Raw genomic sequence first — 26,884 nt, forward strand, 5'->3', positions numbered from 1 at the left:
TCTCGAAACATAATTTTTTGGTGAATGAAAGTGGTGAAGGCTTTGGATGAAGAGAAAATTGGACAAGAGCAAACAGCAGCAGAAAACAAATCAGGCTATATTCGCTTCAAAAAATTCCATTTTATCATGCTATTGTTTTTCATAATTTTTCTATCTGCAGGAATAACGGCTTTTGCACTGGCGTTTGGTGAAGAGAAAGTCGTAACAGTAGGAAAAGAAAGGGCAGAATTTAAAAAATTCTATACGGCCTATGATACTTTGAACAATGGATATTTCAAAAATGTGGATCGTCAAAAGCTAATCAATGGGGCTATTAATGGGATGGTTGAATCCTTGGATGATCCTTATTCTGATTATATGAGTGATGAAGAAGCTAAAGACTTCCACAGTACGATATCTTCCTCGTTTGAAGGAATTGGAGCAGAAATTCAGGAGAAGGATGGACATATTTTAATTGTATCCCCAATTAAAGGATCTCCAGCAGAAAAAGCCGGTTTAAAACCAAATGACATGATTACAGCAGTAAATGGAAAAAGCCTGCAAGGAATGACTTCCACTCAGGCAGTCACCTTAATTCGTGGGAAAAAAGGGACGAAAGTTGAATTAACCATTCAGCGCCCCGGCACGGAAGCTCCAGTAAAAGTCCCAATTGTTCGTGACGAGATCCCAATAGAAACTGTATATGGTGAAATGGTTGGTAAAGGTATTGCCAAAGTTCAGGTTACCAGTTTTTCTAGCAATACCGCAAAAGAACTTGTTACGACCTTAAATGATTTACAAAAGAAAGGCATGAAAGGCCTTGTGTTGGATTTGCGTCAAAATCCAGGCGGATTATTAGACCAAGCCATCAGTATTTCCAGCATGTTTGTTCCTAAAGGTAAAGTGGTTGTAAAGGAACAGGATCGAAATGGTAAGATTAAAGAGTTTGCTTCACAAAATGAAGGTAATCCAACACTTCCTTTAGTCGTTTTAATTGATAAAGGCAGTGCAAGTGCTTCAGAAATTCTTTCCGCGGCGGTAAAAGAATCAGCCGGTGTTCCATTAGTGGGTGAAAAATCATTTGGAAAAGGAACCGTCCAAACTGCACAGGATTTCTCAGATGGTTCGAACCTGAAATACACGATTGCAAAATGGCTAACTCCAGATGGGAATTGGATTCATAAGAAGGGGATTATGCCTGATTATCCGGTAAAACTTCCTGATTATGCATCATTGCCAATTATTAACCCGGATAAGAAGCTGGCACTTTCCAGCTCCTCTGAAGATGTAAAGACAGCACAAAAGATGTTAAAAGCGGTTGGCTATAATCCAGGCAGGACAGATGGATTCTTTGACCAGAAGACAAAAGAGGCGGTTGAAAAATTCCAGAAGGCCAATAAATTAAAAGTAAACGGGTATCTAAAAGGGGACTCCACTATGAAGTTAATGGAGCTCTTACGGGACAAAATTCAAAAGAATGATACCCAATTGAAGAAAGCGATTGAAGTGTTAAAAACAAGAATGAAATAAAATGGATAAATCCGGATTCTTTCTATGTAGAGGAATCCGGATTTTTTATTTAAGTATGTATATTTCTTCAACTGTTTTCCGAAAATGGACAGTAACAATCAGGATAAAGTTGGTGTTTGTAATGAGGAAACTAGTAATTGTGGTGATTGTACTTTCTTTTTTCGGTTACGGCCCGTTAAAAGCACTGTTCCATTCTGCTAAAGAGTCAGTAAATGAGCTGCAAATTTCAGAGCAAAAAAAGGCTGTGAATTTTTTAATTACTGAAAATAATGCAGACTCTCAAGCTTCGAAAACAGGTGCTGCAGTTATAGTTCGTTATGATCAAGAGAATCATAAATTAAAGACGGCTCCTGTTTTATTACCGGTTTCAAAAACGGTTGATAAAAAACCTAATTTGAAAGAATTAAAACAAACGGTTCAAAAAAATTATGGAATTTCCATTGATCATTTTTTCATGTTAAACCCCTCATCTATAAGTAAAATCATTGATCAACTTGCACCGGATGGAGTAACAATGAATGAAGTAAAACGACCACTACATGGTAAAGAAGTGCTTGAATACATTCAGCAGGTTGCAGTAGATCCTGAAAATACAGAGGAATTAAAAACGATTATATCCTCACTGAAAAATGAAATTAAAAATCAATCATCCGATAATTTATTGTCGATTGCACCAACGATTATCAATGAAGTGGTTGATAGCATTAACACAGATTTAGGTAGGGGACAATTAGTGGGCTTGGGATTATCGGCTATTATGAATCCAATTACCAAAGTTGAGCCATTGCAATTTGCCAAAGGAAATGAAAAAGAAGATTCAGCTACTGTGAATTCAATCCCTGATGAGGAAGACCAGTCTAAGTCGATCATTAATTAAAAAAGCGGATGAAGGCTCATCTGCTCGGGCTGTCAAAAATATTTCGATAGCCTTTCATAATCTCTCCTTAACTATTCACCGCGTTAATTTATTTTAAAAATATTAGAGTTTAGTGGTCTGTGCAACAGGTCTGTTGACCTCCGCTCCAGGCACTTCGCTTTCCGCGGGCGTGCCGGGGAGCCTCCTCAGCGCTTTGGCGCTTCCGGGGTCTCCCCTGCCCCGTACTCCTGCAGGAGTCTTCGTGCCTTCCGCTCCAATCAACAGGAATATTCAAAAATTTTTCAACCCGTTACATTTTAAAATAAGTGGTGAACTAAATGTTTAAGCTAAATGAGTTACTCAAAGTGAGTATGAAAGTGTTTCAATTGATGAATTCGTTCTATATGACCACCTTCTAGGCTTGATTGCAAATTTTATTAATTTTTCGTCTTACCTTGGAGAAGTTTAAACCTATTTTAATGAGGATAATGGCCGCCAAACTGATCTTTTTATTTACTTTAAGATGTTGTTTATTGGGTATTTTTTTGTGATGCATTCTGATAGACAATATGGTTGGTGAACGTGTTTTATTTACGGATTCAACCCATTTTAAAGCAAGGATTATTATACAAAAAGATACAAAGAAGTAAAGGTAGAGACTGGCGAATATTTTGAGGAATTAAATAATTGATTTGACCCCCTGTTGATTGGAGTGGAGGGCACTCGACTCCTGCGGGATAGAGAGGTCACGGGAGACCCCACAGGCGCAAGCGCCGAGGAGACTCCCGGACCTCCCCGCGGAAAGCGAGTGACCGGAGCGGAAATCAACAGGCCCTTTTAGAGACTATCAATAAAATAAAATTAGAATTTAGATTTGACAATGTAAAAAATTGCCGAGAAAAAATACCCTTTCTCGACAATCTAAGCAGATAAAGGTTTATCTGCTTTTTTCTTTTTACATTAATCCATATCCGTTATAATGAAGGGATGCAAAAACGAAAAAAGGCAGGGCAATAGAATGATTAAATCTGAAGTTTATATTTTATCAGGATTTTTAGGGAGCGGGAAAACAACTTTATTAAAACGAATCCTTGAAGAGGAACATAAGCTGGGAAGAAAAGTAGCTGTCATGATGAATGAGCTGGGGGAAGTCTCCATTGATTCAAATGTTGTGGACGAAGACGTTGCGTTAAAGGAATTGCTTGGCGGCTGCATTTGTTGTTCGATTCAGGACAAGCTAGAGGCGCAGTTACAAGGATTATTAATCGATGAAAAACCAGATGTGATTTATATCGAAACAACGGGGGCAGCACATCCTGTGGAAGTATTAGATGCGATTCTCTCACCGTTATTTGCAGATGCTTTGCATATTAAAGGTATTGTCACCACTGTTGATGGCTTAAGATGGTTGAATCGAAAATCAATGAGTCCCCAGCTTCAGCAGTTAATTCTAGAGCAAATTAGACATGCTGATTTCATTATCGTGAATAAAATGAGTGAACTATCAGAGTCGGAACAAGCGAAAATTACATTCGAAATTCAAGCATTGAATTCAAAAGCAAGATGCCTGCTTACGAACTATTCGCAGGTTTCGCTAGATCAGCTTAAAGCGTTATCAGTTTCTTATCCAGATAAAACGAATACTCACTTAAGCCAGAAAAATTTAAATTTATCCACTTTTGTATACCGATTTCAGGGTCCCGTTAGTCATGCCGGGTTTGAAGAGTTTTTAAAATCCTTGCCTGATACGATCTACCGAATTAAAGGATATCTAAAATTTGATTCCAATAGTTATCCTTTTTTATTTCAATTCTCTTATGGAATGCCCTTATATATGAAGGAGCTAATGAATTTACCGTTAAACCTTGTTTTTATTGGGGAAAACATCGATTGGGGCCAAATGAATACGGCACTCGAGCAGCTTGAAAATGAATTTGAAAATCAGCATATGGATGAATGATATTTTGGTCTTCAGGTAACTCTTTAAATGTAGTTTATATTCCATGGAAATGGGGGGTTACATGAAGAAGGCAGCTGTGTTTATATTTTTTATGCTCATCCTCCTAAATGGTCAAGCGGTAAGTGCAGCGGATATCAGTTATAAGATTGAAATGCTCCCTTGGAAAGATGTCAATCATATATTACCAAAGTACACAAAGTTTATCGTTCTGGATGTGGAAACAGGGAAAAAATTTAAGGTTCAACGACGTGCAGGCAGCCACCACGCGGATGTGCAGCCTTTAACCACAAGGGATACCAAGATTATGAAAAAAATCTATGGGGGTAAATGGAGCTGGAAACGTCGTGCGATTATTGTTATTCATAAAGACCAGTGGATAGGCGCTTCAATGCATGGTATGCCACATGGTGCCGGAGCTTTGAAAAACAATTTTCCAGGACATTTCTGTATTCATTTTTATGGAAGTACCACACATCGGACGAACTCCATGGACTTATCTCATATGTTAATGATTTTAAAAGCCTCAGGGAAACTAGATGATTATTTCGAGAAGGCAAATCCATATGAGATCATAAATGCCTATATTGCAGGATTTATACAGCAGGATTCGAAAATTATTTCCACGCCTTCCTTGCAAAAAATTAAGTGGAAACCTGTCCTTACGAAAATTGATGCAGTTAGAATCTCAAGATTACCTATGCTTCCACCTGAGGATTTAACAGAACAAATTAGTTTGGATATTCCCGTTGAAATTGATTGGTACATAAAAAATAGAGGAAGACAAAGATTTAATGGGCAAATTCATATGGTGCGGTTTTCACCTATTGAGGGATGGAAAATTGATTCAAAGCAATTTTTAAAAGATAATTATTTACAATAATAAAAAACACCTTTATAAATGAAAAGGACATTTATAAAGGTGTTCTTATTTTAAGGTTGTTGTCCAAATTTAATGAAGGTGCGCTCATCTTCGATTAGTCCGCATGCGCCGCATTGAATTCGGAATTCTGGCCCTTGATATGGGATATGAAAAGGTTCTAATTCAGTTTCACCATACTCTCTTACAACCACACCGGATTGTGGGTCAAGCTTGACCGAGTGTGCTACTTGTTCAATAATATTAAATCGACTTCGATTAGTTTTACAATTTGGACATTTATATGGGGTAGACATAAATTTCTCCTTTCAAAAATGGTCCTTTTTATTTTTTACAAAATACAAGGAAATATGTAACAATGAACCTAAGGTTGTGATTGGGGTGATAGAAATGCCAACTGGGTTGGAGATTTTTGATCGGTTATTGCATGAATATCGAAAGGTTTGGAATAATCGTTTATTAAACGTGGAAAATCAAAACAGTGAGGAAATTTTGAAGGAAGCGATAAAAAGAGAATTATTAGATGAAAACTCGCACCCTAGGGTGCGGAAAAACAAATATGAAAAATATTATTCCGCTATCAAAAGACTAGTGGATTCAAATATTTCACCAGAAACAAAAGTTCAGTTAATTGAGGTTCATAATCAAATGATGGATGAATTAAAATAGAAAGACAGCCATCGCGGCTGTCTGTATCTTCAATCAGGAGTAAGTTGATCAAATGTAATGGGAATCGTCTCGATTTCCTCTTTATTGATTGGCATGAAAATGAACAATAATCCATTTCGAATTTCTGTCCGGATTTGAGTTATTTTAATGGGGAAGGGGAGGATAAATTCCTTTTTAAATGTCTGATTTGCTCTTTCCTTGATAAAATATTTTCTTCCTTCCTGTAAGGTTTTAAATTCACCTGTCATTGTCAATACCTGTTGATTGACAGTAATATGAAGATCCTCTTTACGCATCCCCGGAATTTCGGCTTCAATCACAAGCATATCATCCGTCTCATATAAATCGCATTTTGGAAAAGAACTCTGTATTTTTGTAAAGGGGCTAATGGAGGGACTCTTCATGACCTTTTCAACACTTTTTTCATCAAAGATTTGCTCCCAAAAAGTATCACCTTGAAATTTTTGGGTCAATTCCAGCCATTTTTTAAGTTTATCCATTTCCATTCCAACCACCACCTCTAATTCATCATATTTTACTAAACCAAAAACATACCATAAAAGTAGATGGCTACATTATTTCTGTCACATCAATTTGAGAAAACTGCATATCAATATTTTTGGGAATTCTTACTTCTAGAGTCCCATCCTTATAATTGGCTGAAGCACCTTTCTTTCTAACAATCGCCGGAAGGGTGATCGTATGTTTATCTTCATATTGGGGGATATGATCGACAATAAGTTGATTGGAGGTATGGTAAATACGCAGCTGCTTGAGCCATTCCTCACTTTTAATCGGAATCCGCACGTAAACAAAATCATGCGTTTCAAATGCCGAGGAATTCAATGCACCTGTGGTGGTCTGCTGCTGGGTAGACCCTGCTGAAGCGAATCCATTAAACATTTCGTTTGGATTCATCATTCCGCGCATGCTGCCGGGGAGTACCTTTCCAATGAGATCCTGGACATAATTATTGATTTCTTCTGGTTTCATGTTTTGCAGGTTATTCTTCATATCCTTATTAAAAGGGAACATATTCCATGGGAACATTTTTTTCATCCTTTCAACTGCCTAAAAAGGGCCTTATTCGTCCTACCACATACTATGCTAGCAAACGCCTATGCGTTATAAAAACCTGCTCTTCTCATTTGAATCCCAAAGGATAATGTTTAATATTTGCATATATAATCAAATCTTTTTAACATATAGTAAAAGGATAAATTACAAAATAGAGAGGTAATGGTGTGTGAAGAAAAAAACTGCTTTGATTACCGGAGGGGCAACCGGCATTGGTAAAATCACCGCTTTACAACTTGCAGAAAAAGGGTATCAGTTGATCATTAATTATCGAAGCAGTGAAATGGAAGCAAAGGGACTTGCAAAGCAGCTCGAGAAAAGCTTTGGAACCGATTGCTTGTTACTTCAAGGGGATGTGGCTAAACAAGAAGATTGTATCCGAATGGTCCACCAAGCATTAGTTAAATTTCCTTCGATTGATGTTTTAATCCATAATGCAGGGCCATACATACACGAAAGAAAAAAAATAACGGACTATTCATTTGAAGAATGGAATTATTTATTAAATGGAAATTTATCAGCTGTTTTTAATTTATCAAAGCTGACCATTCCTATTATGAGAAAAAATAAATGGGGAAGAATCATTACAATGGGGTTTGACAGGGTCGAAACAGCACCTGGTTGGATTTATCGTTCTGCTTTTGCTGCAGCAAAAACGGGGCTAGCATCCTTGACAAGAACGATTGCCATTGAGGAAATGATGAATGGGATTACGGCCAATATGGTAAGTCCAGGGGATATAAGCACCCAATGGAAGGAAAAAACAATCGAACAAGCCGTTTCTTCTGATAATGGTCTTACTTCTGTTGGGAGATCAGGGACAGGTGAAGATATTGCAAGAGTGATTTCTTTCCTTGTCGATGAAAATTCAAGTTTTATAACCGGGAGTATTATACCTGTGACTGGGGGGATAGATGTATTAGGAAAAGCATTGAAAGATGAACATAATATAAAAGAGTCCTGACCAAAATCATTAGGACTCTTTTTGTATGTTTGCTCGATTGGCGGTTTTTTGAACCCAAAGTAAACGTAATAAAAGACAAATTGCCCCGACTGCGAGACCCGCAATCAAACCGATCCAATATCCAAAAGCACCGAGATCAGTATAAACTGCCATTACATAGCCAAGTGGGAGGCCGATTACCCAATACGATAGAAAAGAGGCTAAGAAGGTAATATTAACATCCTTATACCCTCGTAGTGCACCTTGGATTGGTGCCTGGATGGCATCAGATAATTGAAAGAATAACGCGTAAAGCAAAAATTTCGCCGTTAATTTTAAAACCACTGGATCTGTCGTATAAATTCCCGCAATATCATAGCGGAATAGCAGTAAGATTAACCCGCATAACCCTGCCAGTAAAATTGCGATTCCGACTCCAAGCCAGCTGTATTCCTTTGCATCCCGATCTCTTTTAGCGCCAATTTCAAAGCCGACCAAGATGGTTAATGCCATAGAGATGCTGAGAGGAAGCATATACAAAAATGAAGCAAAATTTAATGCGGACTGATGGCTGGCGATTGTATTGGTATCAAAAGTACTCATCAGCAAAGTAACAGCAGCAAAAATGCTGGTTTCAAAAAAAATCGAAAAACCAATCGGTATGCCAATTTTTAAGATTTCCTTTGATCTTGAAAGGGAGATTATATGAAAATGGCGAAAAATACCGAAATTTGAAAATGGTTGATTGGTACAGATGATGAAAATTGAAATACCAGTAATCAGCCAATAGGTAATCGCTGTAGCAACACCTGCTCCAATTCCTCCAAGTTCAGGAAAACCAAATTTTCCATAAATCAAGAGATAATTAAAGACAACATTAATTGGAAGTGAAGTTAAGGTAATGACCATCGTAACACGCGTTTTCCCAAGCGCATCAATAAATGACCTTAATACGTTATAAGCGAAAAGTGGGATCATTCCAAAGCTTAAGGCAACAAGATAGTCATGGGCTACTTTCCGAACATGTGGTTCAAGGTTCATACCGTTTAAAATGGGATCGAGAATGATAGCGCCTATGGCGATAACGATAACGGCAATGATTACTGATAAATATAGTCCTTGAAACACAGAGTGTGCAACCTTATCCTGCTGTTTCGCCCCATTTAATTGCGCAACAATCGGCGTAACGGCCAGCAATATTCCACTAAGTCCAGTAAATACCGGAACCCACAGGGAGGAGCCTATTGCAACACCTGCCAAATCGGAAGGGCTGTAATGCCCGGACATGGTTACATCAAAAAAGTTCATCGAAAAAAGCCCAAGCTGGGTAATCAGAATCGGGAATAAAATATAAACCAATTGTTTTAACTTTTGCTTCTTTGTAACTGTTTGTTTCAATTTTGTTTCTCCATTTTCTTTAGGGTACAGAGAGATATTATATCATGGAACCTATTTAAGTGGTTTGCAAAGATATCGTTAACAAGTACTTTTTTAAGGGTGGAAGACATTTCCAGTCCACACATCATATACAAACTGCTTTTACAATTTTTTGAACAATTTGATTACTGGGAATGAAAACGGATTTTTTTGTGGATAATAGTTGTGTATCATCTATGGAAAGGAGCAAAGAAAATGAGCTTTAATATTAATCGTATTAATCCTAATCAAACCCAGGTATTTTTTCATGATGGTCGATTTGAAACGTTAACGAATGAGGAATTAGAAGATTTTTTGCTCCAGATGGGTATAAGTGAAGTAGATGAAACAACCGAACAAAGCGTAACAGATTAACGGAAGTAGGATGATGACTATGCACCCAAGGGCGCTAGTCTTTTTTCTTGTAAAAAAGCAATCGGCGGTAGCCGATTGCTTTTATGCTTCCAATAAATGAGTTGAATCTGTTTGAAGAGAGTCGTTCCTCATTATATAGAAGGTATATTGATCTTTTGGAATTTCATATAAATCGTAAACTTCACCATTGGCGTTTAATTGCTCATACAGTGATTTTCGTGTTTCATTTGCTTTTATAACATATGGTAGTTTTTCCGCTGCTTTAATCGAACGCATATTTATCTTACGGATTCGCATATAAATCGTTTCAATTCCCATTTCGTAGAAAAGCTCACTGAAAAAAGCTTCTTTCGCAACATTATTATATCCTTTTCCATGATACGGTTTTCCTAGCCATGTTCCCAAAAATCCTGCATTGTCTTCAATGTCAAATAAATTAATTGTACCAATTGGGGAACCCCATTCATCAAGAATAGTACGGGAGATTAATTCACCACGTTCTTCAGCTTCAATGGTTTTCTTTGTCACGAATAGGAATTCGTCATAGGATGCTGCTTTTTGACGTACAAAAGGGAAGACATCTGGATGCGTCATTAGTTCATAAAGTGTGTGGCTGTCGTGAAGATCTCTTTTCTTCAGCATGAATATCCCTCCAATTAGGGCAATCCGATCCCATGTCAAAAGAAAACGGCCCACCCTCGAAATTTTTTATTAGAATTGCTAAAAAATTTCGGGGTGGGAATCGAACCCACTAGAACCAGTTAACTGGTGGCGCACCATTTGCCTTCCCTATATCATTTTTTTTGAAAAATAAAGCTTAAAATAGTCCCCCAAATCCAAGTTACCATTAGTCTCTTCAAAATTATGATACCATATAAAAAAGAGAAAAATAAATAGGTTTTTGTTTGTTTTTCTACTAAAATTTTTGCCAATTTTCTACAAAGTTTTTGTCTCTTCGAAAACCATTTCTCCACCTATCATTGTCCATTTTGGTTTTGCTAGATAATGGAAAGGATGGTGGCTCCATAATACAAGGTCAGCATCTTTTCCTTCTTCAATACTCCCTAGACGGTGATCAATTTTCAAATTTTTTGCAGGAAAAATCGTAATCCCTTTTAAGGCTTTTTGTTCATCAAGACCTTCTCTAACGGCAATTCCTGCACAAATATTCAAATATTGAATCGGCGTATAAGGGTGATCTGTGGTAATAGAAACTTCTACCCCATGATTAGTAAGTTCCTGATACGTTTTCCACGTTTTATTTTTTAGTTCGACCTTGGACCTTCTTGTTAAGGTTGGACCAACAGAAACCTTTAGGTTCATCCCGGATAATTCATTTGCAATTAAATGCCCCTCTGTACAATGTTCGATTCTCAGATCAAGATTAAATTCCTCCGCAAAACGGGTGGCTGTAATGATATCGTCCGCCCGGTGGGCATGGATCCGAACGGGGATCTCCCTTTTCAGTGCCATTACAATGGGTGCAATCCTTAGATCTTCTGGGTTATCAGCGTAAATGGCCTGATAAAATGCTTCACGAAGCTTGCCCATGATTCCCATTCTTGTAATGGAGTCGCTATTTCCATGGCTGTGGATTCTTTTTGGGTTTTCACCTAGAGCGATTTTTAATCCCGCAATCTCTTGAATAAGCATTTTTTTAATATTTTTACCGGTTGTTTTAATCACCGATGTGGTCCCTCCGATGATATTTGCGCTTCCCGGCATAATATGAACGGTTGTAATCCCGCTCCGAACAGCATCCGTAAATGCAGCATCTAACGGGTAGGCACCGTCGAAAGCACGTATATGCGGGGTTAGGGCTTCCGCTGTTTCATTCGCATCGTTTCCCGCCCAGCCCGTACCTTCGTCATAAAGTCCAAGGTGAGTATGGACATCAATAAAACCTGGTAAAAGATAGGCGTTTCCACAATCAATTATTTTAACTTCTGAATCGGTGATGATATGCTGATCAACTTTAGCGATTTTTCCATCTTCAATTAAAACATCCCCCGAATGAATAGGGTTGGCGGTAATCGGATATACCGTTGCATTCTTCAAAAGTATTTTCGTCATATTAAACCTTTCTTCCTATATTTCATGTATTTAACTATTTTACCAAGCAGTATATTTTCCGAAAAGTTAAAAATGTTCCGAACAATAACTTTTATTCTTTTATATGCAAAAAAGCCCAATTTTGAAACTTGTGTTCATTAAATTTATTTTTAAGTTATTTTGCCCGTGTACCCTGTTAGCAAGCCTGAAAATAATAAGCGGATTTTACCAGAAAGAATGAAATCTTTTCCAGAATAGAGCGTACATATAAAAGAAAGGATTTTTTTGATAAAGAAGGGGGTGCTTAAGTGGTTAAAAGTGAAGAAAGGCTCTTGGCAGCTGTTCTTTATATAGTAAGTTTTATTTTTCCGATTATTGGACCATTGGTCATTTGGTTAATCAAAAAAGACGAATCATCATTCATTGATTATCATGGGAAAGAGTACTTTAACTTTTTTATTTCCTATACCATTTATTGTATAATAGGCGGGATATTAACGATCATAATTATCGGTATTATTGCCTTGTGGGTTTTAGGGATTGCAGCAGTCGTCTTTACCATTATAGCTGCTATAAAAGCGTACGAAGGCCAAGAATATCGGTTTCCATGGATTTTTCGCTTAATTCAATAGAAGAATTTTTCAGAACCCGGTATAAAAATTTGCCGGGTTCTGAAACGTTTTTCTAGGTCAAACGTCATATATTTATAAAAAGAAAACAAGGGGGAGATAGCATGGCAGATATAAACTGGGCACTCCTTGCGCCCATTCTGGTAATTGAGTTAATTTTAGTAATCGTTGTATTGGCGGATATCATTCGTATTGAAAAAACAAATGGACCTAAGTGGCTTTGGATACTGCTAAGTTTATTCTTTAATCCAATTGGACCGATTCTTTATTTTGTAATCGGAAGGAGTAAAAGCTGATGTCCCTTATTCAAATTTCTGGATTAAAAAAGAGTTTCCAAGGAAATCCCGTAATCAAAGGTCTTGATTTTCATTTAGATAAAGGAAAATGTATTGCCCTTTTAGGACCAAACGGCGCAGGGAAAACCACGACACTTAGGATGTTAGCTGGTCTAATGAAACCGACAGCCGGGACAATAAACTTTTCTGATGCGAAAAAAGATGGAGATATCCGTCATATCATCGGCTATCTTCCTCAGTTTCCAGTTTATTATGACTGGATGAGTGGTCTTGAATTCCTGCAGTATGTGGGGAAATTGGGGGGCTTAACAAATCATGAAGCAAAAGAACGTTCGCTTACTCTCCTTGAACTAGTAGGGATATTAGATGCGAAGAATCGAAGGGTAGGCAAATATTCAGGCGGAATGAAGCAGCGCTTAGGTATTGCACAAGCCCTTATTCATCGGCCGCAGATGATCATGCTGGATGAGCCTGTATCAGCTCTTGATCCCATTGGGCGAAGAGAGGTACTCGATTTATTGGAGGGGCTGAAAAGAGAAACCACCATCCTTTTTTCCACCCATATTTTAAATGATGCGGAAGAGGTTAGTGATGAAATCCTGTTTTTACATAATGGATTAATCGTTGAGTCCGGAACAATGGAGGAATTAAGGGAGCGCCATCAGCAGCCTAGAATCGATTTATTTTTCAAAGAGAAGTCCGGGCAATATGCAGATGCTTTTGAAAAAAATCCATTAACCAAATCCATCTTGTATGAAGGCAATCGGCTAAGTGTAACCGTGAACGATATTGAACAAGCCAGACCGGTGATTTTAAAAGAAATTTCGGAACAAAACTGGCCTCTTGAAAAATTTGAAATCAGCAGCATGACACTTGAAGATGTATTTATGAAAGTGGTGGGAAAATGAACCAATGGATTACGCTCCTTAATAAGGAACTATTAGAAATGTGGAGAAATTTCAAATGGATTTGGGTGCCAATTACGTTTATTCTACTAGGTGTGCAAAAACCGTTATCCTCTTATTATTTGCCGCAGATTCTTGACTCATTAGGCAATCTGCCAGAGGGAGCAAAGATTGAAATTCCGAAACCCTCCGCACAGGAGGTATTTGTTAGTGGTTTAAGTGAATATTCCTCCTTAGGTGTGTTAATTATTGTTCTAACGACAATGGCGCTAATTGCCGGTGAAAGAAAAAGCGGCGTAGCTGCCATGATTTTGGTTAAGCCAGTTTCTTACCGCTCTTTTGTAACAGCGAAATGGGTGGGCGCGCTTTTGCTAATGTGGATATCTTTTTTTATTGGTTCCTTAGCAACTTGGTACTATACAGGGATATTGTTTGATTGGGTTGCAGCTGGAGAAGCCTTTCAAGCATTCTTTTTTTATGGTCTATGGTTTACCGTTATTTTAACCATCGCTTTGTTTTTTAGTGCGGCTCATCTCGTTCCTGGTGTGGCTGGCTTTGTCTCACTTTTGGTAGTGATTATTTTAAGTTTGGTTTCAAGCTCTCTATCCAATTGGCTGGAATGGAGCCCGGCGATGCTAACAAGCTATGCCAATGAAGTTGTATTAACAGGTAAATTATCGGATTACACTCTCCCGGCAAGTATGTTTGCGACTGCTAGCATTCTCATTCTCCTTGCTCTAAGTATTTTTATATTTAGAAAAAAGGAACTCGCATCCTAAAAGGCATTTCAGTTTTCAAATCCGTCCTTATATGACACAATAAACATGATAAAGATAGAGGAAAGGGACGAAGCAATGTGTTAAATGGAGTCGGTTTGGTTCTCGAAGGCGGAGGAATGCGTGGTGTTTATACGGCGGGCGTTCTTGAATACTTTTTAGAAAATCAATTATTTTTCCCTTATGTAATTGGGGTGTCAGCGGGGGCGTGTAATGCAGCATCCTATTTGTCAAAACAAAAGGGGAGAAATAAGACCGTAACAATTCAGTATGCTTCGGATCCGCGATATATATCTTGGAGAAATTATTTTAAAAATCGTCAGTTTTTTGGAATGGATTTTATCTTCGATGAAATCCCCAATCAACATGTTCCCTATCATTATGATGTCTTTTATAATAGTCCCTCTGAATTTGTTGTGGGAGCAACCGATTGCTTAACAGGGGAAGCGATTTATTTCAATAAAAGAGATTATGGCCAAGAACTACTGACTGTTTTACGGGCATCGAGTTCGCTTCCATTTATTGCGCCAGAAATAACCTATCAAAATAAAACTTTGCTTGATGGTGGAATTAGTGATCCTATTCCAATTAAAAAAGCCCAAACAGATGGCTTTAAGAAAAATATTGTGATTCTTACAAGAAATATTGACTACCGGAAAAAGCCTTCGAAATTTCATTTTCTTGTAAATCGAAAATATCCTGACTATAAAGGGCTGCAAAAGGCTTTAAGGAATCGGTATAAAGTGTATAACGACACTCTCGCTTTTTTAGAAAAAGAAGAGAAGAATGGAAATGTTTTTATTATCCGGCCATTAAAGCCGCTCCAGGTAGGAAGAATGGAACGGAATCCAGTGCGGTTAGAGGAGTTATATAACCAGGGCTACGAGGATGCCAAAGCATTAAGCGAAAAAATAGTAAAATATGTGCAATCAAATAATTAAGAGACTTTTTCAGGTCTCTTTTTTGATTTAAAGGGGAAATCTTCTATCATTTTTCTTAGTATTATTTAATAGACTGATATAAGAGGAATGGATAAGGAGTTTTCATGATGAAAATAGATAAATATTACCGCGAATCTGCTAGCATCAGTCTCAATGGCAGCATCGCTGCACTAGTTCCCGCATTTTTAATTATAGTAGTAGATCTTTCTTTTTTTCAGAACAAGAAAATGATGCTGTTAACCATCCCCTTTCTCATTTACAGCTTCATCAGCTTTCAAATCTACTTATTCAAGGTTAGACAAGCACTATTAATAAAGAAAAATATGTTGAAATCCCGCAGTTTCTACCATTCCATTTTTGAAACGGGGCATTTATTAGCCGTTTATTTACCAAAGCGTTTGCAACTCTATTTTCCCGATGGAAACCTAGCAGGAGAGATCAAAAAATACCGAGGGAAAAAATTTGGTTTTCCGGTCTTTTCAAAAATATATGCGCTTAATGATATGAATCATCAATTAATTGGGATTTATAAGGTTAAAAAGGGTAAATACAAAAAAATTGAGGTATTTGACCGAAACAAAGTTTATCAAGGATATTATCAAATCCGGAAATTGAATGCTCGAAAATATAAGAAGGAACTTTTTGACGCAAATGAAAGGTTCATTGGAGCAGTAGAGGGTGCTTCCCTTTTTATGGATGAGAAAATAATAAATTCAGTCAACCACCAATTGGGACGTTTCCGTAGGGGCTGGATGCCGGTGGAATGGAGTGATTTTTTTCCGGAGCCAAATACACCGGTTCTTTCATTTACGGAAGGCATTTCAGAAAGTGACAAGCTTTTACAAATGTCTTTTCTCATAAACGAATATTTTATAGAAAGATAATTAGCAGGTTTAAGTTCCTTTCCCTACCAGAATTTGATACTATAATGAATAAATGCAATTACGTGATGCTGGAGGGTTTTAAAGTGCAAATCAACTTAATTAAAGGGCACGGTTCAGGTAATGATTTTCTTTTAATCGATGAAATTTCTAATTCCTATACATTTTCTGAAAAGGAAAGGGCCGATTTGGCAAGGGTTTTATGTAACCGAAACTCTGAACTCGGGGCAGATGGAATTCTGTTCATGTTGAAAAGTGACCATGCGGATGGAAGAATGAGAGTTTTTAATACAGATGGTTCGGAAGCCTCAATGTGTGGAAATGGACTTCGTCTTGTTTCCCGTTATATTTGTGAGATGCGGGATCAGAAAGAAGCGATTATTGAAACAATGAAGACCGACTTAAAGGTGAGCAAAAAGAAGGATATTTTCCCGGATGTAACAACGTATCAGGTAGAGATCTCTCCTGTTTCGTTTTTACTGGAGGATTTACCATTACAATTAGATCAGCCGGCCTTAAGAAATGAAAAAATTCCAGAGTTATCTCACGAATTAACCTTTACTGCCTTAGCGGTTCCCAACCCACATTTAATTACCATTGTAGAAACAGAGCAAATTCAATCAGATCTTCAAAAAGATCTCAGTGAAAAGGTAAATGGGCCGAATGTTTTATTTCCTGATGGAGTCAATGTAAGCTTTGTAAAAGACTTAGACAAAGGAAATATTTATGTGAGGACATTCGAGCGGGGAGTTGGTTTTACCAATGCCTGCGGAACGGCAATGTCTGCCTCAAGCCTAGTTACCTGCTTAAATGGGTTAAATGATTTTGAAAAGGCTGTAAATGTTTATAATAATGGCGGGAAGGTTCAATGTGTGGTTCATGAAAACAACGGGACTTACCACATTGATTTAATTGGTAATGCAACGTATCTTTATACTGCTTCTATTGAAGTAAATTTTGCTGAGGAAACATTTACAGTAAACTCTAAAGAAGATCTTGCAGAACAGGCAGCATATGAGAAACTCCAGTCAGAAGCACAGGCGTTTTTAACTGGCATCATGAAAGGATAAGGGCCCCCCTTATCCTTTTTTATTATTCTTTAGAACATCGAGAACAGGTGCAAAGGGCTGAACTGATTTTGTAGAAAAATAGGTTCGAAACGGGTCCCCTTGTTTCCGAACCCGGGTTAAGGCGGTTTTCATTGTAAATTGCGCTGATTCAAGCTTCTCGTTTACTTCATCCCAGTAAAGTGGTGTGGCTACACCGCCACGTTCATTTCCCCTCATCGAATAAGGCGCAACAATTGTTTTCCCTTCACCATGCTGGATATAGTCCACATATAAGCGATTTCCACGGTTCTTTTTCATTCGCTCGATTGTAAACGAATCAGGGGCACGTGATATTAAGTAGTCGGCAATAAAGCTCGTAAACAGCCTTGTATCATCATAGGTAAACATATTTTCAGGTAAAGGAAGGTAAATTTGCAATCCTTTATTTCCTGAGGTTTTAATAAAGGCAATCAGGTTCAATTGATCGAGGACTTCCTTGATTAGTAAAGCGGCTTTTACCGCTAAATGAAAATCATCCTTTGACGGTGGATCTAGATCAAAGACAATTTCACTTGGCCCTCTGCTGTAAATGGTTTGAAACGGAATATGAAATTCAATGGCTAATTGATTTCCGAGCCAGATTAGCGTTTTAAGATGGTTACAAAGGATATAGTCGATATTTTCATGTTTAAAGGTTTCCACAAATTCAGGAGCATAATCAGGGCAATTTTTCTGGTAAAAAGGTTCCCCAAACATTCCGTGCGGGTAGCGAATAACCGTTAAAAGCCGGTTTTCCAAAAAGGGCAGCATATAGGGGGATATTTCTCTTAAGTAAAGAATAAAATCTGCCTTTTGAATATTTAGCTGATCCCAAAGCGGTTTATCCGGATGTGAAATGTCTAAGTCCTTCGGAAGATTTTTTTGTTGAAATAAAAACCGATCATTGGTACAATCTGCTGGCTCTAAGTCAAAGCGGAACCGGTCAAAATGCGGCTCACGGAGCTGTCCATCATATAACTCTAAATATTTTACTTCAAGGCAAATAGCTGGTTCTACATAAATAAACTGCTCATCTTCCTTTATTTTATTTTGTTTAATTGTTTGTTGAAGAGCCTGCTTCTCCTCCGGTTTAAACCCAAAAATGACCTGACCAATCGGATGAATCTTTTTGTCCTGATACACTCCTACGTAAAAGTACCCATTTGTTTTTTCGAAAGAGGTGATAAAACAGCTCACATATTTCCAATTTTTATACTTTAGCCACTGGGTTGAACGCTTTCCCTCTTCCCATAGACTGTTTTGCTGCTTAGCGACAATTCCTTCGCCATCAAAAAGAACAACTTTTTCCCAAAGCATCTCAAAATCATCATAGGCTTTAACGAACTGCACTAACTGATTGGAGTAAGGATCAGCCTCTTGATTAAAGTGGAGCTTCTCAAACAATTTTATTAGTTCTTTTTTTCGTTTCGTAAATGGCTCCGCATGAAGGGGCTTCCCTGATAGTTGAAGTGCATCAAATATCATCAGCTGGCATGGTACATTTTGTGCCTGTTCGCTAATTTTCTTTTCTGACTTTAACCGTCCGCGTACTTGAATGCCAGAAAAATTACCTTTGCACGGATTTTCCAATAATACAAGCTCGCCATCAAGCTGCAGTGGTAAAAAAGGCTCAAATTCACGTTGATATTGTAATAAAAATTCTTCTATTTCCGGGAATTGTGGAATGAGGGGCTTGCCATTTCTGCTTGTTAGAGTAATCCCCTTTGTATTCCATTCCAATAGTGCACGGAATCCATCATATTTCACCTCGTACAGCCAATCAGGATGGACAGGACGATCAAAAGTCAGACTTGGAAGCATCGGTTTCATCTGTAATGGTCCCTTCTTTTTAGCCTTATTTTGTTTCAAAAAGACGCTCTTCATCCTTTTCCAGTTGTTTATAGGAATGACAGGTTTGTCCGTTTAGCAAAATAAAAATAAAAAGAATGGAGAATCAGTATATGCATACGATGTGGAAGGGAAGTATCAGCTTTGGGCTCGTGAATATTCCCATCAAGCTTCATACGGCAACAGAAGATAAGGATATCAAGCTTCGGACCCTTCATAATAAGTGTCATGCTCCAATCAGGTATGAAAAAATCTGTTCGGTTTGCGAAGAAGAGGTCAAACCTGAGGATATTGTCAAAGCTTATGAATACACAAAGGGGAAATTTGTCGTCCTGGACAATGATGACCTTGAAAAGTTACGAAAAGAAAACGAAGATAAAGCGGTTGAAATTATTGATTTTGTCAAAATGGAACAAATTGATCCTATTTATTTTGATCGCAGTTATTATATGTCACCAAATGAAGGAGGAGGAAAAGCTTACTCGTTATTACGTAAAGCCCTTCAAGAAACCGGAAAGGTTGGACTGGCTAAAATCGTGATTCGATCAAAGGAACAAATGGCCGTGATAAGGGTGTATGAGAATACATTGGTAATGGAAACCATTCACTATCCTGATGAGGTCCGAAATGCAGGAGATGTTCCCAGCGTTCCTTCGGAGGATAAAGTGACGAAAAAAGAACTGGACACCGCCATCATGCTCATTGACCAATTAACAACCGATTTTACCCCGGAAAAATATACGGATGAATACCGAACAGCCTTATTAGAATTAATTGAGTCCAAACGAATGGAAAAAGAAACGGTGGTGACGCCTGCTGCCAAAGAAGCTCCATCTAACGTTACCGATTTAATGGCAGCCTTGCAGGCATCGATTGATCGCACTAAACCGGAAAAAGCCGTGGCCCCAAAGAAAAAAGCTGCCTCCCCAAAGAAAAAGACCGTTTCAAGAGTGAAAAAAGAAGCATAAGGAGTAATTGCCGATTTGAATGCAGGTCAAATCGGTTTTTTTTATGTAAGACAGGTATAGGGGAATACAATAGATAAAAAAGGGGTGAAATAATGGTAAATGTCCTGATGATTACTGATCCCGGAATCGATGACTCTTTTGCGATTATGTATGCCCTGCTAAATCCAAAAATTAATCTTGTCGGGATTGTCAGTGGCTATGGAAATACTCCCAAAGAGATTTCAATTAGAAATACAGCTTATTTGTTAAATTTAGCAGGAAGAGAGGATATCCCTATAGTCGCTGGGAGCGCCGGCCCATTATCAGGAGAACCAGTCCAATATTACCCTGAGATTCATGGGAAGGAAGGTTTAGGCCCAATAAAACCTCCTGACAATTTAAAAAATATAAAGGTATATGATTTTAATAAAATTTTAGAGATCATAAAGCAATATAGCGGAAATATCGTGATTGTCTCTGTTGGCAGGCTTACGGATCTAGCATTGATGTTTATTATATATGGTAACAAAGCGCTAAAAGACGTGACGGCTTTTTATATAATGGGAGGGGCTTTTTTAGTGCCGGGTAACATAACAGCGGAAGCAGAAGCGAATTTTTATGTTGACCCAATTGCAGCCAATTCCGTAATGGAAAAAGCCCATAATGTTTACTTATTCCCCCTAAATATCACTAATCGGGCTATTATCACCCCGGAAGTGATTCAATTTCTATCAGAAAATAGCCCAACACCATTTCGGCCCCTATTAAAACCAGCATTTGATTATTATTATCATGCTTATCAAAAAAATGTTCCCGGTATTAAGGGGGCGCCACTTCATGATGTTGTTCCGCTTATGGCTTTAGTCAATCCTGATTTTGTTCAGTACATTCCTCGTAGAGTGAGGGTAGAGGAAACTGGTCCGGCAAAAGGGAAAAGTATTGCTGATTTTCGCCCAAAACCTGATCCAGAACCAATTGAATCTCTTGACCATATCGGCTTAGATGCTGATATTCAAACGTTTGTTGTTCAGTTCATGGAGGTTTTTATTCAGGGAAAAGAATGACAGGTACCTTTATAAAATTTGACTTTTAAAGGAATATAGTATACTATTAAATTACGCTTTAAGTTCGTTAAATATTTATTGGATTAAGTAGTCGTAACTACACGAACTTGTGGGTGATGTCTATTGCCCCAATTGGTGAGGTTATGACTTTTCTATATTTAAATGTAAAATTAACTTTAAAGTGAACAATATGTTGGGGGTAAGATCCATGAATAACGGTAAAGTTAAATGGTTTAATGCAGAAAAAGGTTTTGGATTTATTGAAGCTGAAGGCGGTCAAGACGTATTCGTTCACTTTTCTGCAATTCAAACTGAAGGTTTCAAAACATTAGAAGAAGGCCAATCGGTTTCTTTTGAAATCGTTGAAGGTGCTCGTGGACCACAAGCAGCTAACGTAAAAACAGTTTAATCTTTTTAATAAAAGGTGATGCTCGTGAAATGCATCACCTTTTTATCTATATCTTGATTCTAAATCCTTTTGATTAGGAATAGAATGCAAGGATGCATGTTTTTTGATTTTGCTCTAGGGCTTTTTTATTTGGAAACTTTTTGGACGATAATAAGCGCAAGGAGTGAAGAATTTTGGCTTTCGGCAGAAGAAATGATGTGGAAGTAAAATTAGAAGAAACAAAGGTTTGGGAATGTACTTCAGAAAATTGTAAATGCTGGATACGCGACAATTTTAAAAGCAGTGAAGTACCACTCTGCCCAATTTGTAAAAGTGAAATGAAACAGGCTACTAGAGAATTACAGGTTATCCATAACCATAGTAAAAACTTTATGTAAATATAAAAAGCAGGGGTTTTCGCCCCTGCTTTTTATTATTCCCCAATATTTTCTTTACAATAGGAGATAACTAAAGCTTCTTCGTCTTCTTCTAGGGCAAAATCGAGAACCTTCTCTGTTCCTCTTTCGTAAAAATGATAATTCGTGATTTTCTCCCCATTTTCATCCATTACGAAGATTACCCTTAAGCCAATTCCTTTTTCCGAATAAAGTTCATCCTCTTCATCAATTTCTAGTTGAAGGAAAAACTCATAGCGATCGCCTGAAAGCAGACCAAATGGATCTTCAAGTTTTTCAACTGTATGACCAGTAATGTTCAAATTTATCATCCTTTGCTTATGTATAAACTCTTTCTTATTATACACAATTTTTTATAGAACTAAGATTCCGTGATTATTAAAAAAAACACTTTACTTTAAAGTGTTCCATGAAACAATATGTATGGAGGAGAAGATGAGATTCGAACTCACGCAACGGTTGCCCGTCCTAGCGCATTTCGAGTGCGCCCCCTTATAACCACTTGGGTACTTCTCCATTTTGGAGCGGGTGACGGGAATCGAACCCGCACCACCAGCTTGGGAAGCTGGAGTTCTACCATTGAACTACACCCGCACTAGCCCTTTAACATCAAAAATTATACCACAATATTTTATTTTCATCTAGTTTTTTGCAAAACAACTATCATTTCCTTCAAAACCATTCAAATACACTCAATAAATGATTGTTTTTGAAAGAAAGTGATTGATTTTTGCAATCGGTTTCAGTAATATAGAATCAAGAACAATAATTATAGGTGGTGATGACTTGTTAACACCGGAACGTCATCGACTGATTTTACAGCTTTTAAAGGAACAGAATATCGTTAAAATCCAGGAAATTGTTGATCTCACCAATACATCTGAGTCAACAATCCGCCGCGATTTATCACAATTAGAGAAGGAAAAACATTTAAAAAGAATTCATGGCGGTGCATCAAGACTGCAAGGGAAGCTGCAAGAACCGAGCATGATTGAGAAATCAGCCAAAAACCTTCAAGAAAAACGGCGAATCACCCAATATGCTGCAAGTTTGGTAGAAAAAGGCGACTGCATTTATCTTGATGCGGGGTCAACGGTTCTTGAAATGGTAGAATTCTTAAATCTCACTGACATTGTTGTCGTAACAAATGGCCTAACTCATTTAACGCCATTACTAAATAAAGGAATTCCAACCTATTTAATTGGAGGATTTGCAAAACCGAACACAAACGCGATCATCGGCCGTGGAGCATTAGCAAGTCTCGATCTTTATCGGTTCGATAAATGCTTTATGGGGGTAAATGGAATCCATCCTCAGTTTGGTTTTACAACACCAGATCAAGAAGAGGCAATGGTGAAGCATAAAGCGATTTCTCTTTCAAGAGAAGCATACGTCTTAGCAGACGACTCCAAGTTTTCGGAAGTTGCCTTTGCAAAAATAGCCGATATCTCAGAGGCTGTGGTGATTACCAATGATCTGGACGATGAAACGCAAACACAATATAAAAATAGAACTACATTAAAGGTCGTGACAGCATGATATATACATTAACCTTAAACCCTTCTGTTGATTATATCGTTCAACTCGAAAGCATCCAGTTAGGAGAACTGAATAGAACAACAAGGGAAACAAAGTTTCCTGGCGGTAAGGGAATCAATGTTTCAAGGGTTTTAAGCCAATTAGGTCTAACCAGCAGGGCTTTGGGCTTCAACGGTGGTTTTACCGGAAGATACATTGAAGATTACCTACAAAATGAAAAAATAGAAACGGATTTTATCAAAGTTAACGAAGATACTCGAATCAATATTAAGTTGAAAACTGGCGACGAGACCGAAATCAATGCGAACGGTCCAAGGATTTCCGAAGAGAATTTCAGGGAGTTAAAGGAGAAAATTAACCATTTAACTGAAAAGGATCTATTGGTCCTCGCGGGAAGCATTCCTTCGACAATGCCAGTGACCACATATGAAGAGTTGGTCAAGATTTGTAAAGAAAGTAAGGCTGAATTTGTTGTTGACGCTGAGGGCGACTTGTTAAAAAAAGTTCTTCCTTACCATCCATTTTTAATTAAACCAAACCATCACGAACTTGGCGATTTATTTCAAACTACCCTTTCAAGCTGTGAAGATGTCATCCCATTTGGAAAGAAGTTAATTGATATGGGGGCTAAAAACGTGATTGTTTCACTTGCTGGAGAAGGGGCTGTTTTTATAAATAACGAAATGGCCCTCATTGCCGAGGTGCCAAAAGGCGTGGTGAAAAATTCAGTGGGTGCCGGAGATTCAATGGTGGCAGGCTTTTTGGCTGAATATCAAAAAACTTCTAATGTGAAAAAGGCGTTTCAATATAGTGTAGCCGCAGGCAGCGCAACCGCCTTTTCACTCGGATTGTGTACAAAAGATTTAATTGAAGAACTCCTTGGGCAGGTAAAAATTAGAGAGGTTAAATAGGAGGAGAAGCCATGAAAATAACAGAATTGCTTACAAAGAATACTATTCTTTTAAATATAGATGGCAAGGGGAAAGAAGAAGCCATCGACCAGCTCGTTGACGTGCTATTTAAGGCCAATAAAATTACGAATCGTGAAGAATTTAAAGCAGCCATTCTAAAACGTGAAGAACAGAGTACTACGGGTATTGGTGACGGAATTGCAATCCCTCACGCTAAAGTAAAAGCGGTTAGGGAAGCAGCAATCGTATTTGGTAAATCCACTTCAGGGGTAGATTATCAATCACTTGATGGACAGCCTGCCCATTTGTTCTTTATGATTGCAGCACCAGAGGGCGCAAATAATACACACCTTGAAGCCCTTGCACGCCTTTCAGGTTTACTAATGAAACAGGAAGTACGTGAAAAGTTACTTCATGCTGTTTCTGCTGATGATGTCCTTGAGGTGATCAATTTTTACGACCAGGAAGATGAACAAGAGCAGGATGTTTCGAATAAAAAGAATGCCATTGTAGCGGTTACAGGATGTCCAACGGGTATTGCCCACACTTATATGGCGGCCGATTCTTTAAAAGCTAAGGCAGCGGAAATGGGTGTTGACATCAAGGTTGAAACAAACGGTTCCGGCGGAGCGAAAAACGTTTTAACGAAAGAGGAAATTGAGAATGCCGTAGCAGTTATTATTGCTGCAGACATCAATGTGGAAATGGAAAGATTTAAGGGTAAGCATGTGATTCAGACGGCCGTTGCCGATGGTATTCGAAAGCCGCAAAATTTGATTGAGCGTGCTTTAAAGCAGGATGCACCAGTATATTCGGGGAATGGCGGCAAAAGTGAGAATAGCGGTGCCGATTCCAGTGGAAGAAAAGGCTTCTATAAGCATTTAATGAATGGTGTTTCCAACATGCTTCCATTTGTTGTTGGGGGCGGTATTCTCATCGCTATCTGTTTTATGTTTGGCTATAACTCATTTAAACCAGACGATCCATCCTATAACAAAATTGCTGAAGCGCTAATGACCATTGGCGGTGGAAATGCATTTGGTTTAATTGTACCTGTTTTGGCTGGCTTCATTGCACTTAGCATTGCCGATCGTCCTGGATTCGCGCCTGGTATGGTTGGCGGTATGATGGCAGCATCGAGCGGTGCCGGTTTCCTTGGCGGGATGATTGCCGGTTTCCTTGCGGGTTATGTTGTGGTTCTTTTGAAAAAGGTATTTGCTGGACTTCCACAGTCATTGGAAGGAATTAAAAGTATTCTGCTCTATCCTTTATTTGGGATTGGGATTACCGGATTTATCATGCTCTTTGCAGTTAACCATCCGGTTACTTGGTTAAATAAAGAAATTACCCATTGGTTAACAGGTCTCGGAACAGGAAATGCTATTTTACTAGGAATTGTGTTAGGTTTGATGATGTCGTTTGATATGGGTGGCCCAATCAATAAGGCAGCTTATGTATTTGGTACCGGGTTACTTGCGAATGGTGTCTATGAGCCAATGGCAGCGATTATGGCAGCAGGTATGGTGCCGCCGCTTGGTATCGCGATTGCAACGACATTATTTAAGAAGAAGTTCAATAAGGAAGACCGTGATGCTGGTAAGGCTTGTTATGTAATGGGTCTATCTTTCATTACGGAAGGAGCGATTCCGTTTGCGGCAGCAGACCCGCTTCGCGTGATTCCATCTGTGATGGTTGGTTCAGCAATTTCAGGTGCTTTGTCTATGGCATTTGGAATCGGTCTTCGTGCACCACATGGCGGAATCTTCGTTGTTCCATTAGTTGAAGGCGGGGCTCTTCAGTACGCATTAGCGATCTTTGTTGGTGCGGTTGTGACGGCTGTGTTACTTGGGATTCTAAAGAAGCCTGTGAAGTCTGAATAGTGAATGTTGAGCCGGCAGCGGGGGGCTGCCGGTTTTTTGCTATCTGCTAAATAGGATAATCGATGGAATGAAGGCCGAAAAGCAGAGGATACCCTTGAAAATGTCCTTCATCGAGGGGATGAAGGCCGAAAAGTAGAGGATCTCCGTGAAAACGACCTTCATCAAGGGGATGAAGGACAAAAATCCGAAGATACCCGTGAAAACGTCCTTCATCGAGGGGATGAAGGATGAAAATCCGAAGATACCCTTTGAAAACGACCTTCATCAAGGGGATGAAGGTCGAAAATCCGGAGATACCCGTGAAAACGTCCTTCATCGAGGGGATGAAGGATGAAAATCCGAAGATACCTTTGAAAACGACCTTCATCAAGGGTGTGAAGGACAAAAAGCAGAGGATACCCGTGAAAACGACCTTCATCAAGGGGATGAAGGTCGAAAATCCGGAGATACCCGTGAAAATGTCCTTCATCGAGGGGATGAAGGATGAAAATCCGAAGATATCCTTTGAAAACGACCATCATCGAGGGGATAAAGGCAAAAACCTGGAGAAGACATCTAAAAGTATCTTCTTCAAGCTGACCATATAAAAAGCTAAGGAAAACTATGAAAATGTATTTTGAAAAATATGAATAGCGATACCC

Annotated in this window: 30 protein-coding genes and 2 tRNA genes; 22 read left to right on the forward strand and 10 right to left on the reverse strand. The window is 38.4% G+C overall.

The genetic code is table 11. The features are described 5' to 3' along the window. Positions 1 to 42: 42 nt before the first annotated feature. The 4 genes from ACFQZ9_RS20095 to ACFQZ9_RS20110 all read left to right on the forward strand — a co-directional run bounded on the left by ACFQZ9_RS20095 (position 43) and on the right by ACFQZ9_RS20110 (position 5,205). Entirely contained in the window at positions 43 to 1,509 is a 1,467-nt protein-coding gene (locus tag ACFQZ9_RS20095; protein WP_498945194.1) for a lmo1851 family serine protease, read from the forward strand. A 121-nt stretch (positions 1,510 to 1,630) separates the two neighbouring features. Beyond that, complete coding sequence (locus ACFQZ9_RS20100) at positions 1,631 to 2,386, forward strand: LCP family protein (RefSeq protein WP_498945065.1); 756 nt, start codon at positions 1,631 to 1,633, stop codon at positions 2,384 to 2,386. A gap of 997 nt (positions 2,387 to 3,383) precedes the next feature. Further along, positions 3,384 to 4,325: a CobW family GTP-binding protein gene (locus tag ACFQZ9_RS20105; protein WP_498945066.1), complete on the forward strand. Its 942-nt coding sequence runs from the start codon at positions 3,384 to 3,386 to the stop codon at positions 4,323 to 4,325. Positions 4,326 to 4,386: 61 nt separating this feature from the next. After that, the gene (locus ACFQZ9_RS20110; RefSeq protein WP_498945067.1) at positions 4,387 to 5,205 is read left to right on the forward strand and encodes a hypothetical protein; all 819 of its coding nucleotides are present in this window, start codon (positions 4,387 to 4,389) and stop codon (positions 5,203 to 5,205) included. Positions 5,206 to 5,255: 50 nt separating this feature from the next. Here the strand turns inward: ACFQZ9_RS20110 and ACFQZ9_RS20115 are convergent, their stop codons facing one another. Next, entirely contained in the window at positions 5,256 to 5,498 is a 243-nt protein-coding gene (locus ACFQZ9_RS20115) for a hypothetical protein (RefSeq protein ID WP_026576592.1), read from the reverse strand. A 94-nt stretch (positions 5,499 to 5,592) separates the two neighbouring features. Here ACFQZ9_RS20115 and yoyC point away from each other — a divergent pair, with 94 nt between their 5' ends. Beyond that, a complete protein-coding gene (yoyC, locus tag ACFQZ9_RS20120) occupies positions 5,593 to 5,871 on the forward strand; it encodes a protein YoyC (protein ID WP_498945069.1) in 279 nt (92 codons plus the stop codon). 29 nt (positions 5,872 to 5,900) lie between these two features. On the opposite strand, the gene ACFQZ9_RS20125 is transcribed toward yoyC, so the two are convergent. Both ACFQZ9_RS20125 and ACFQZ9_RS20130 read right to left on the reverse strand, forming a co-directional pair. Continuing rightward, positions 5,901 to 6,377: an Hsp20/alpha crystallin family protein gene (locus tag ACFQZ9_RS20125; protein ID WP_498945070.1), complete on the reverse strand. Its 477-nt coding sequence runs from the start codon at positions 6,375 to 6,377 to the stop codon at positions 5,901 to 5,903. 64 nt (positions 6,378 to 6,441) lie between these two features. After that, positions 6,442 to 6,921 carry an Hsp20/alpha crystallin family protein gene (locus ACFQZ9_RS20130; RefSeq protein ID WP_498945071.1) on the reverse strand — a complete coding sequence of 160 codons (480 nt, stop codon included), beginning with the start codon at positions 6,919 to 6,921 and terminating at the stop codon, positions 6,442 to 6,444. 196 nt (positions 6,922 to 7,117) lie between these two features. On the opposite strand from ACFQZ9_RS20130, the gene ACFQZ9_RS20135 reads away from it, so the two are divergent. Continuing rightward, positions 7,118 to 7,912 (forward strand): SDR family oxidoreductase, encoded by a 795-nt coding sequence (locus tag ACFQZ9_RS20135; protein ID WP_498945073.1) that lies wholly within the window; start codon positions 7,118 to 7,120, stop codon positions 7,910 to 7,912. Positions 7,913 to 7,921: 9 nt separating this feature from the next. Here ACFQZ9_RS20135 and ACFQZ9_RS20140 read toward each other — a convergent pair whose 3' ends face one another. Further along, entirely contained in the window at positions 7,922 to 9,289 is a 1,368-nt protein-coding gene (locus ACFQZ9_RS20140; protein WP_498945074.1) for an MATE family efflux transporter, read from the reverse strand. A gap of 234 nt (positions 9,290 to 9,523) precedes the next feature. Between ACFQZ9_RS20140 and ACFQZ9_RS20145 the strand changes: the two genes are divergently transcribed. Beyond that, complete coding sequence (locus ACFQZ9_RS20145) at positions 9,524 to 9,682, forward strand: hypothetical protein (RefSeq protein ID WP_498945076.1); 159 nt, start codon at positions 9,524 to 9,526, stop codon at positions 9,680 to 9,682. An 81-nt stretch (positions 9,683 to 9,763) separates the two neighbouring features. Here the strand turns inward: ACFQZ9_RS20145 and ACFQZ9_RS20150 are convergent, their stop codons facing one another. Together ACFQZ9_RS20150 and ACFQZ9_RS20155 are read right to left on the reverse strand one after the other, a co-directional pair. Beyond that, entirely contained in the window at positions 9,764 to 10,324 is a 561-nt protein-coding gene (locus ACFQZ9_RS20150) for a GNAT family N-acetyltransferase (RefSeq protein ID WP_498945077.1), read from the reverse strand. Between the two features lie 294 nt (positions 10,325 to 10,618). Next, positions 10,619 to 11,755 carry an amidohydrolase gene (locus ACFQZ9_RS20155; protein ID WP_198308891.1) on the reverse strand — a complete coding sequence of 379 codons (1,137 nt, stop codon included), beginning with the start codon at positions 11,753 to 11,755 and terminating at the stop codon, positions 10,619 to 10,621. 287 nt (positions 11,756 to 12,042) lie between these two features. Between ACFQZ9_RS20155 and ACFQZ9_RS20160 the strand changes: the two genes are divergently transcribed. The 7 genes from ACFQZ9_RS20160 (at position 12,043) to dapF (ending at position 17,232) form a co-directional block, all read left to right on the forward strand. Continuing rightward, positions 12,043 to 12,366 (forward strand): DUF4870 domain-containing protein, encoded by a 324-nt coding sequence (locus ACFQZ9_RS20160; RefSeq protein ID WP_026576584.1) that lies wholly within the window; start codon positions 12,043 to 12,045, stop codon positions 12,364 to 12,366. 101 nt (positions 12,367 to 12,467) lie between these two features. Beyond that, positions 12,468 to 12,659: a PLD nuclease N-terminal domain-containing protein gene (locus ACFQZ9_RS20165; RefSeq protein WP_198308890.1), complete on the forward strand. Its 192-nt coding sequence runs from the start codon at positions 12,468 to 12,470 to the stop codon at positions 12,657 to 12,659. Then, positions 12,659 to 13,567 (forward strand): ABC transporter ATP-binding protein, encoded by a 909-nt coding sequence (locus ACFQZ9_RS20170; protein WP_498945078.1) that lies wholly within the window; start codon positions 12,659 to 12,661, stop codon positions 13,565 to 13,567. Before ACFQZ9_RS20165 ends, ACFQZ9_RS20170 begins: the two co-directional genes overlap by 1 nt. After that, positions 13,564 to 14,343 (forward strand): ABC transporter permease, encoded by a 780-nt coding sequence (locus tag ACFQZ9_RS20175; RefSeq protein WP_498945079.1) that lies wholly within the window; start codon positions 13,564 to 13,566, stop codon positions 14,341 to 14,343. Before ACFQZ9_RS20170 ends, ACFQZ9_RS20175 begins: the two co-directional genes overlap by 4 nt. 77 nt (positions 14,344 to 14,420) lie before the next feature. Next, complete coding sequence (locus ACFQZ9_RS20180; RefSeq protein ID WP_198308887.1) at positions 14,421 to 15,281, forward strand: patatin-like phospholipase family protein; 861 nt, start codon at positions 14,421 to 14,423, stop codon at positions 15,279 to 15,281. Between the two features lie 107 nt (positions 15,282 to 15,388). Continuing rightward, the gene (locus tag ACFQZ9_RS20185; protein ID WP_498945080.1) at positions 15,389 to 16,165 is read left to right on the forward strand and encodes a hypothetical protein; all 777 of its coding nucleotides are present in this window, start codon (positions 15,389 to 15,391) and stop codon (positions 16,163 to 16,165) included. 83 nt (positions 16,166 to 16,248) lie between these two features. Continuing rightward, positions 16,249 to 17,232, forward strand: coding sequence for a diaminopimelate epimerase (gene dapF, locus ACFQZ9_RS20190; protein ID WP_498945081.1), 984 nt, complete (start codon positions 16,249 to 16,251; stop codon positions 17,230 to 17,232). A gap of 9 nt (positions 17,233 to 17,241) precedes the next feature. Here the strand turns inward: dapF and ACFQZ9_RS20195 are convergent, their stop codons facing one another. Then, positions 17,242 to 19,080, reverse strand: a complete 1,839-nt coding sequence (locus tag ACFQZ9_RS20195; RefSeq protein WP_498945195.1) for a DNA ligase D — start codon at positions 19,078 to 19,080, stop codon at positions 17,242 to 17,244. Between the two features lie 131 nt (positions 19,081 to 19,211). Between ACFQZ9_RS20195 and ku the strand changes: the two genes are divergently transcribed. From ku to ACFQZ9_RS20215, 4 genes are all read left to right on the forward strand, one after another. After that, on the forward strand, positions 19,212 to 20,066 hold the full coding sequence (ku, locus tag ACFQZ9_RS20200; RefSeq protein ID WP_198308884.1) for a non-homologous end joining protein Ku: 855 nt from the start codon (positions 19,212 to 19,214) through the stop codon (positions 20,064 to 20,066). A gap of 92 nt (positions 20,067 to 20,158) precedes the next feature. Then, positions 20,159 to 21,109 carry a nucleoside hydrolase gene (locus tag ACFQZ9_RS20205; RefSeq protein ID WP_498945082.1) on the forward strand — a complete coding sequence of 317 codons (951 nt, stop codon included), beginning with the start codon at positions 20,159 to 20,161 and terminating at the stop codon, positions 21,107 to 21,109. Between the two features lie 208 nt (positions 21,110 to 21,317). Beyond that, positions 21,318 to 21,518, forward strand: a complete 201-nt coding sequence (locus ACFQZ9_RS20210) for a cold-shock protein (RefSeq protein ID WP_026576574.1) — start codon at positions 21,318 to 21,320, stop codon at positions 21,516 to 21,518. A gap of 173 nt (positions 21,519 to 21,691) precedes the next feature. Then, positions 21,692 to 21,895: a cold-shock protein gene (locus ACFQZ9_RS20215; protein ID WP_026576573.1), complete on the forward strand. Its 204-nt coding sequence runs from the start codon at positions 21,692 to 21,694 to the stop codon at positions 21,893 to 21,895. A gap of 35 nt (positions 21,896 to 21,930) precedes the next feature. On the opposite strand, the gene ACFQZ9_RS20220 is transcribed toward ACFQZ9_RS20215, so the two are convergent. The 3 genes from ACFQZ9_RS20220 to ACFQZ9_RS20230 all read right to left on the reverse strand — a co-directional run bounded on the left by ACFQZ9_RS20220 (position 21,931) and on the right by ACFQZ9_RS20230 (position 22,507). Then, positions 21,931 to 22,224 carry a DUF6509 family protein gene (locus ACFQZ9_RS20220; RefSeq protein ID WP_498945083.1) on the reverse strand — a complete coding sequence of 98 codons (294 nt, stop codon included), beginning with the start codon at positions 22,222 to 22,224 and terminating at the stop codon, positions 21,931 to 21,933. 113 nt (positions 22,225 to 22,337) lie between these two features. Then, positions 22,338 to 22,429 (reverse strand) — tRNA-Ser (locus tag ACFQZ9_RS20225). A 4-nt stretch (positions 22,430 to 22,433) separates the two neighbouring features. Then, positions 22,434 to 22,507 (reverse strand) — tRNA-Gly (locus tag ACFQZ9_RS20230). A gap of 192 nt (positions 22,508 to 22,699) precedes the next feature. Between ACFQZ9_RS20230 and ACFQZ9_RS20235 the strand changes: the two genes are divergently transcribed. The 4 genes from ACFQZ9_RS20235 (at position 22,700) to ACFQZ9_RS20250 (ending at position 26,830) form a co-directional block, all read left to right on the forward strand. Continuing rightward, on the forward strand, positions 22,700 to 23,452 hold the full coding sequence (locus ACFQZ9_RS20235) for a DeoR/GlpR family DNA-binding transcription regulator (RefSeq protein WP_498945085.1): 753 nt from the start codon (positions 22,700 to 22,702) through the stop codon (positions 23,450 to 23,452). Continuing rightward, positions 23,449 to 24,363 carry a 1-phosphofructokinase gene (gene pfkB / locus ACFQZ9_RS20240; protein WP_498945086.1) on the forward strand — a complete coding sequence of 305 codons (915 nt, stop codon included), beginning with the start codon at positions 23,449 to 23,451 and terminating at the stop codon, positions 24,361 to 24,363. The genes ACFQZ9_RS20235 and pfkB overlap by 4 nt, the downstream gene beginning before the upstream one ends. An 11-nt stretch (positions 24,364 to 24,374) precedes the next feature. After that, positions 24,375 to 26,243, forward strand: coding sequence for a PTS fructose transporter subunit IIABC (locus tag ACFQZ9_RS20245; protein WP_498945087.1), 1,869 nt, complete (start codon positions 24,375 to 24,377; stop codon positions 26,241 to 26,243). A gap of 227 nt (positions 26,244 to 26,470) precedes the next feature. Next, positions 26,471 to 26,830: a hypothetical protein gene (locus ACFQZ9_RS20250; RefSeq protein ID WP_498945088.1), complete on the forward strand. Its 360-nt coding sequence runs from the start codon at positions 26,471 to 26,473 to the stop codon at positions 26,828 to 26,830. Positions 26,831 to 26,884: the final 54 nt, after the last annotated feature.

Source organism: Neobacillus sp. GCM10027624, from assembly GCF_042675345.1.
Lineage (GTDB): Bacteria > Bacillota > Bacilli > Bacillales > Cytobacillaceae > Neobacillus > Neobacillus cucumis_D.